We start from the raw sequence: 6,666 nt of genomic DNA, 5'->3' as shown, positions 1-6,666 counted from the left end.
GTGGTCCTGCGCACCGACGACCCGCTCGCCCGACGCGACACCCTGCACCTGCGCGACCTTGCCGATCGGCGGTGGTTCCAACTGCCTGAGGGAACCGATTCCCTCTGGCGCGCCTACTGGAACGGCAATCCCTCACACCGCACCCCCTCCGACGGCACGCTCTCAGACGGAACGCTCCCAAACGGCACGCTCTCAGACGGAACGCTCCCAAACGGCACGCTCTCAGACGGAACGCTCTCAAACGGCACAGTACCGGCCGGTGGGCTGCGGGATGGTCCGGTGGTGCGTACCGTCCACGAGTGCCTGCAGGCCGTTCTCTGGAACGGCACGATCGGGCTGACTCCCCTCGCTGACGCGCTACCCGACGGTTTGACATCCGTTCCGCTGGCCGACATGCCACCGAGTCGCCTCGTCGTGGCCTGGAACAGCGCCGACGCCAACCCGCTCGTCCGCTCGTTCGCACACCTGGCCACAGCTATCTATCGCTCGGCAGCTTGAGGAAAACGCCCCCGCCGCGGGGCCCGGCGGGGTCTATCAAGATCACGCTGCAAGGAGCGGCTCGCTGCCTGACAACATCGGCCAGCTATCGGCCACGCGCTCGCTTGACGCCGTTGTCATTGGGGGCGAATAGCGGCGCAGGGTGGATAATTGCGGCTGTGGTTTCTCTGACGCAGGTCCTCGGGTTGGCGCTGGCGTGTGGGCTGCTCATCGTCGTCCCTGGGCCCAGCGTGCTGTTCGTCATCGGCCGCGCTCTCAGCTACGGCCGCCGCACGGTCCTGGCCAGCGTCGTGGGCAACAGCGCCGGCTCGTACGTCGCCGCCGTGTGCATCGCACTCGGCCTAGGCCCTGTGCTACAGCGTTCAGAGCTGTTCTTCTCAGCGATCAAGTTCGCCGGGGCGGCCTACCTGGTGTGGTTGGGCGTGCAGGCTATTCGCCACAGCGCCGCCTCGTCGCTGACCTCACCGGCGTCTGGCGCGCCACCGACCACCTGGCGCGCGGTACGCACCGGCGTGGTGGTCGGCGTCACCAATCCCAAGGTGTTCATCATCTTCGCCGCGATCCTGCCGCAGTTCGTCAACCGAGATGCCGGTCATGTCAGCAGCCAGATGCTGGTACTTGCCCTGGTACCACTGACGGTGGGGTTGGTCACCGACACCGCGTGGGCGTTAGCCGCCGGTCGAGCCCGCGTCTGGCTGTCCAACACGCCTGGGCGCGCCCGTGCCATCGCGCGTTTGGGAGGCCTGTCGATGATCGGCTTGGGCGCGTCCGTGGCCGCGACCGGGCGGTCGGACTGACGTGTCCCTTCGACAGCCCTGCCAGCTCAACTCACAGTGTCTCGTTCGGGCCGTGCCTCCAGACGCTTTGACCGCGACGTTGGTGTGGATCTTGAGCTGTGCGAGTTGGGCCAGCTCGGCGGGGCCGTTCTTCACCGGCGGTTCGAGGTCGTAGCCGGCCATCGGTGGCAGGTGCCGGAGCATCGTGAGCTGTGTGGCGCGCACCACCAGCGTGCCGGGCGGGGCGGAACGGTATAGATCGCGACGCCAAACAGCAGTGGGATTCCCATGGCGATCCATTGCCGTAGTAGTCATCATCCTGGGCGGCCAAGCCGCGCTCGGACCGCTGCCGACCGACGCCTGCGCCAGGCCTGCCCAGGTTGCCACTGACCTGGGCAGGTCGGCCACGCAGGTCACCGTGACGAGCTCCTTGTCGGCCTGGCCGCCGGCAGCTCGTGCCGGGACCGCTCAGCGACGCCCTCGGCGTCATGGGCTCGCGGTCGCTACCCGAAGTAAGCTCCTCGTAGACCGCTGATACACGCGTGCGTGCTGCCGCTCGACGAGGTCAGACATTCAGTGTCGAGCGGACGACAGTGTCCAGTTCGGTGGCCGGCCGACCGGTCAGGTGCTCGACGGTCGGGCTGACGTCGGCGAGGAAGCCGCCGCGGGTCGATGCACCGAAGGACGTGAGGAGTCCGGCGACGGCCTGCGGGAGCCCTGCCTGAACTACTAGGCCGTCCCGGTAGGCCTCGTCGTCGACCTGCACCAGCTGTATCTCTCGGTCACCGATTTCGCCGGCGAGCGCGGCGAGGTCGGCTGCGCTCCACGCCCGCGGTCCGGTGATGTCGTACACGTGGTTGTCGTGACCGTCCTGGGTGAGTACCGCTGCGGCGACCGCTGCGCAGTCCTCGCGGGTTACGTACTCCGCAGCTCCAGCACCGCTGTTGGCCACCCACTGGCCGGACGCGGCGGCGTGCTCGATGCCGGGTACCTGCATGTGCGTATAGAGGTTGTTGCGCAGCATCGTCCACGCCATGCCGCTGTCCTTGATCGCCTGTTCGGTCGCAGCGTGGTCAGCGACGACCAGCGCGGGATTCGCCGAGATCGGCTGGGGGACCGAGGTGTAGGCGATGTGGCGCACACCGGCCTGCGAGGCGGCCGAGATCGCGGCGAGATGCTGGTTCAGGCGCGCGCCGCCGGCATCGGTGGAGATCAGCAGGAGCTTGTCGACACCCGCGAACGCGGTCGCAAGGCTCGCCGGGTCGGAGAAGTCGGCCCGTCGGACGCTCGCGCCGTGGGCGGCGAAGTCGGCGAGCGAGTCCGGGTTGCGGGTGGTCAGAACGACGTTAGCCGGGTCCGTGCTCTGCAGGACGACCTCTGCGGCGACTCGGCCGAGCGCTCCGGAGGCTCCGGTGACGGCGATGGTCATGGCGGGTCCAATTCGTAGCAGGAGTGATGGCGAAATCAAACTGTAACCAGCGCGGTTGCGATATGGCAAGATGGGCTGATGACCGGTGGCATGAACACTCAATTCGCCGTCGCCGTACACGTGTTGACCTACCTGGCCGGTGTGCCGGAGGGCCACGCCGTCAGCTCCGACGAGCTGTCGCGCAGTGCCAACGTCAACCCCGTGCACGTACGACGGGTGCTGGGGCCGCTGCGCCAGGCCGGGCTGGTGGCCTCGCGGCCAGGGGTTCATGGGGGCTGGGAGCTCGCGGCGGATGCATCGGCGATCACCCTGGGTCAGGTGTGGCGGATCCTGCACGGTGTCGACCCCGTGCTCGGAGTGCACCGGCCGAATCCGGACTGCCCGGTCGGCCGGAGCGTTCAGGACTCATTGGTCGCCCTCGATCGCGTCGTCGTCGACGGACTGGTGCGCGAACTCGACCGGCATACCGTGCACGATCTCGTCGGGGGCGATGCTGCGAGTCTGGTCCGATGACGACCGCGAGGTCCCGCCCTTCCGCCTGCCGTTCCCGTGACGACATCAACGCGGATCACCGTCGGCGGGGCAGTGACGCGTCGAGCCACGCCTCGCCGAGCACGAAGTCCTATCCGCGCGGGAAGGCGTAGCGATCTGGCCGCGCCGCTGCCCTGACGGCCGCCCGCGACCGACGCAGCAGTCCCGGCCAACCTATCCGCCTACCAGGCCAGTGGTGCACCGAATCGCGGTGAGCGGTTTTCGACCTGTGCCTTGAGTGCTTCGACGAGGTCGGGCCCGAAGAAGCTGAGCGCTTCGAAGCCGAGGGAGGCCTCAAAGGCGGGGGTCGCGGTGCGGAGCCAGTGGTTGAGCGAGCGCTTGGTCCAGCGGACGGCGTGCTGTGGGCCGGCCGCCATGCGGTGCGCGATGCCCAGGGCCGTGTCGAGGACGTCGCCGGGCGGGACGGCGACGCTCACTAGGCCGATGCGTTCGGCGACCTCGCCGGTAAGGTCCTGCGAGGCGAGCAGGTAGAGCTTAGCCTTTGCCAGCCCACACAACAGTGGCCAGATCATCACCGAGTGGTCGCCCGCGGCGATCCCCTGCAGAAGGTGCCCGTCGATCAGCCGGGCGTCGGTCGCGGCGACGCTGATGTCGGCGAGCAGGGCGGTCGCGAGCCCGGAGCCCATGGCTTCGCCGTTGATGGCGGAGACGATCGGCTTGTCGCAGTTGACGATGCTGTGCGCGTTGACCAGGCCCTCGCGGATCAGGTTGACGGTGAGGTCGTAGTTCCCGGTGTTCGCCAGCATCTCGTCGAGGCCGTCGGTGCCCTCGACCGTCCAGAACTTGTCGCCGCGGCCGGTGATGACGGCGACGCGCAACTCCGGGTCGTCGCCGAAGTCGCGCCAGATCGAGCTGATCTCCGTGTGGCGCCGGACCAGAGTGCCAGCGGGCTGGCCTTCAGGTTCAGCGACGGTGATGAGCAGGACGCCGTCGGCGCGCCGCTCGAGCGTGAGCGTCTGGTACTTGCCCCAGTCGATGCTGGGACGCAGGTCCTCGATGGGCATGACGTGCCTTCTCTCGTGGTCGTTGATTGTGGGCTGCTGGTGGGGGAAGGCCGGTGGCACGCGCCTTCGCTGTGTGGCGGCTGTGGTCGAGGGCGCGGGTCAGCCTGGCGTGGTGAAGTAGTCGCCCTGCTCGAGGTCGTCGAGCAGGGTGCGGTGGTCCGGTGTCCAGCCGAGCAGCTGCTGGGTGTGCTGGCTGGACGCGGGTGCGTCGGTGCCGAACACCCGAGCCATGAACGGGTTGCCGAAGTGCTCGCCGGCGTCCTGGGCCGGAACCGACCTGACTGGGACACCGAGCTGTTCACCTATCCTTTTGGCGATGCTGAGAAACGGAACCGCGTCCTCGCCGACTCCGTGCACGACCTGGCCGGCGGGGGACTTCTCCAGGGCGAGCCGGTAGAGGTCGGCCGCGTCGAGCCGGTGGACGGCCGGCCAGCGGTTCGTCCCGTCCTCTACATACGCCGAGACACCGGTCGCGCGGGCCGCGGCGATGAGCATGGGGATGAACCCGTGGTCACGGGGGCCGTGCACGGTCGGAGCGAGCCGGAGCACGACAGCCCGCACGCCCCGCTCGGTGAAACTCAGGCACGCCTGCTCCCCTGGGATGCGCAGGCTGCCGATCGAGGTGGGGTCGGCCGGGTCCTGCTCGGTGCTGACCCGGCCGGCTGGCATCACCAGGGTGCCCGAGGTGGTGACCAGGGGCTTGCCGGTGCCGACGAGCCCCTGTCCGAGAGCCCGGATCGCGGCGACCTCGCGCCGGGTCATGCTCTGCGGGTCGCGGAAGTCGCCGCCGTTGGCCATGTGCACGACGCCGTCGGATCGCGATGCGCCAGCCGTCAGGGTGTCCAGGTCCTCCATGGATCCGGGCAGCGCTGTGGCGCCGAGCGCCTGTAACCGGGCCGCCGACGCGTCCGAGCGCGCCAGGCCGGTGACGGTGTGACCCGAGCCGACCAGCTCGGCGATGATGGCAGGACCGGTCTGGCCGGTGCCGCCGGTCACGAAGACGTGCATGGAACCTCCAGGAATTGGGATTGACAGTCACTGACAATACTCCTGAATGTCAGTGCCTGTCGATGGTCGGTTACGCTGCCCGCATGGCCGGCAGCAGGAAGAACGTCCGCCAACGTCTACAGAATGCGGCTCTGCAGCTGTACGCCGAGCGCGGGTTCGACCGGACGACGGCCGCCGAGGTCGCGACGTTGGCCGGCGTCACCGAGCGCACCTACTTCCGCCACTTCCCGGACAAGCGGGAGGTGCTCTTCGACGGGCAAGCCGCCCTGGACACTGCGCTGGTCGATGCGGTGGCGAGCGCACCGGACCTGGCGCCGCTGGCGGTGCTGCGCCACGCCTTCCTGTCCCTGGTCCCGTTGTTCGAGAGCGACCTCGCCCTGCAGCAGCGCCGGCACAGCGTGATCTCCAGGACGCCGGAGCTGCGTGAGAGGGGCGCCATGAAGCTCGCCCACCTCACCGAGGTCATGGCCAGCGCGCTCGAACGACGCGACGTCCCGCCAGCCCTGGCCTTCCTGGCCGCCGCCTGCGGCATCGGGGTGCTCAACCGGGTGCGGCGCGAGTGGCTCGCAGGCTCACCGCACGGCTACCCCTCCCTGCTGACCAGCGCATTCGCCGACCTGGACCTGCTCGTCGACGCCCAGCACAACGCATAGGACTTGCCGCCCCGACCAGCGAGTCGAGTGCGATCACGATCGACGAGTTCCACCACCTCGAGACCGTTCCGGAGCCCGCCCGGCTATTGAAGCGTCGCCAGCGGCCACGCGACGTCCGTGGCCTCGACCCCGTTCTCCCGCCCTGCCAACCTAAGGAGATGGAGCATCGGGGCGGCTGCGCTTAGCCACACCATTCGCTGCTCGGCAGAGGAGCCAGCGACAGACCCTCGCCGACAGCACACTGCCGCCCCGGACGGGAATCAAGGCGGCGGCGACGACCCTCGCGGGAACTGCCGCCGCCGGTGTAGGACGCCCTGCGGGCAACTAACTGCCGGAGGGGTCGTGAGCGGTGTCCTGCTCCACCGGCCGCGCTGCGCGGTGGACGTGGGTCAGGTGGCCGGCGAGAAGTGGGAGATGGCGTCGGCCAGTTCTGCTGGAGCCTCTAGGGGGATGAGGTGCCCGGTGCGTGGGATCAGCATGAACTGCGCATGCGAGAGGTAGGGGAGCAGGTTGTGGCGTAGCACCTGCACCGGCTCGATGGGGTCGTTCTCGCCGGCGATGACGAGGGTCGCGACGTTCACCAGCTGGGTGTGCGCCGAGATGTCCTCGGCGATGCCGCGCAGCGGCCACTCGCTGCGGGCGGCGTCGGTGCTGGACCGGGAGTCTGTTGCGATCTGGGCCTTGAGGTCGTCGCTGAGCGGGGTGGCGGTGAGGATGTGGTCGCGCGCTCGGGCCGTCGACTCGTC

General features: G+C 68.9%; 7 protein-coding genes and 1 pseudogene. 4 read left to right on the top strand and 4 right to left on the bottom strand.

Translation table 11 applies throughout. The features are described 5' to 3' along the window. Both RM423_RS23790 and RM423_RS23785 read left to right on the top strand, forming a co-directional pair. Nucleotides 1–498 (top strand): annotated as a pseudogene (locus RM423_RS23790) (hypothetical protein); the annotation flags it as partial. Nucleotides 499–656: 158 nt separating this feature from the next. Further along, the gene (locus tag RM423_RS23785) at nucleotides 657–1,295 is read left to right on the top strand and encodes a LysE family translocator (protein ID WP_311425526.1); all 639 of its coding nucleotides are present in this window, start codon (nucleotides 657–659) and stop codon (nucleotides 1,293–1,295) included. A 544-nt stretch (nucleotides 1,296–1,839) separates the two neighbouring features. Here RM423_RS23785 and RM423_RS23780 read toward each other — a convergent pair. Further along, a complete protein-coding gene (locus RM423_RS23780; RefSeq protein ID WP_311425525.1) occupies nucleotides 1,840–2,703 on the bottom strand; it encodes an SDR family oxidoreductase in 864 nt (287 codons plus the stop codon). Between the two features lie 78 nt (nucleotides 2,704–2,781). Between RM423_RS23780 and RM423_RS23775 the strand changes: the two genes are divergently transcribed. After that, nucleotides 2,782–3,216, top strand: a complete 435-nt coding sequence (locus tag RM423_RS23775) for an Rrf2 family transcriptional regulator (protein WP_311425524.1) — start codon at nucleotides 2,782–2,784, stop codon at nucleotides 3,214–3,216. A 200-nt stretch (nucleotides 3,217–3,416) separates the two neighbouring features. Here RM423_RS23775 and RM423_RS23770 read toward each other — a convergent pair whose 3' ends face one another. Then, a complete protein-coding gene (locus RM423_RS23770; RefSeq protein WP_311425523.1) occupies nucleotides 3,417–4,259 on the bottom strand; it encodes an enoyl-CoA hydratase/isomerase family protein in 843 nt (280 codons plus the stop codon). Nucleotides 4,260–4,358: 99 nt separating this feature from the next. Further along, a complete protein-coding gene (locus tag RM423_RS23765) occupies nucleotides 4,359–5,267 on the bottom strand; it encodes an SDR family oxidoreductase (RefSeq protein ID WP_311425522.1) in 909 nt (302 codons plus the stop codon). Nucleotides 5,268–5,350: 83 nt separating this feature from the next. Here RM423_RS23765 and RM423_RS23760 point away from each other — a divergent pair, with 83 nt between their 5' ends. Beyond that, nucleotides 5,351–5,920, top strand: coding sequence for a TetR/AcrR family transcriptional regulator (locus tag RM423_RS23760; RefSeq protein WP_311425521.1), 570 nt, complete (start codon nucleotides 5,351–5,353; stop codon nucleotides 5,918–5,920). 389 nt (nucleotides 5,921–6,309) lie between these two features. Here the strand turns inward: RM423_RS23760 and RM423_RS23755 are convergent. Beyond that, nucleotides 6,310–6,666 (bottom strand): alpha/beta fold hydrolase (locus RM423_RS23755; protein WP_311425520.1); only part of this gene is annotated, 357 nt, incomplete at its 5' end.

Origin of the sequence: Jatrophihabitans lederbergiae (genome assembly GCF_031845305.1) — a bacterium.
GTDB lineage: Bacteria > Actinomycetota > Actinomycetes > Mycobacteriales > Jatrophihabitantaceae > Jatrophihabitans_A > Jatrophihabitans_A lederbergiae.
This window is presented reverse-complemented; position numbering and strand designations above follow the sequence as displayed.

Bases quoted from the DNA above. Each gene is read 5' to 3' on its own strand.
- RM423_RS23780 (WP_311425525.1), bottom strand. From the start codon at position 2,703: ATGACCATCGCCGTCACCGGAGCCTCCGGAGCGCTCGGCCGAGTCGCC.
- RM423_RS23770 (WP_311425523.1), bottom strand. From the start codon at position 4,259: ATGCCCATCGAGGACCTGCGTCCCAGCATCGACTGGGGCAAGTACCAG.
- RM423_RS23775 (WP_311425524.1), top strand. From the start codon at position 2,782: ATGACCGGTGGCATGAACACTCAATTCGCCGTCGCCGTACACGTGTTG.
- RM423_RS23760 (WP_311425521.1), top strand. From the start codon at position 5,351: ATGGCCGGCAGCAGGAAGAACGTCCGCCAACGTCTACAGAATGCGGCT.
- RM423_RS23765 (WP_311425522.1), bottom strand. From the start codon at position 5,267: ATGCACGTCTTCGTGACCGGCGGCACCGGCCAGACCGGTCCTGCCATC.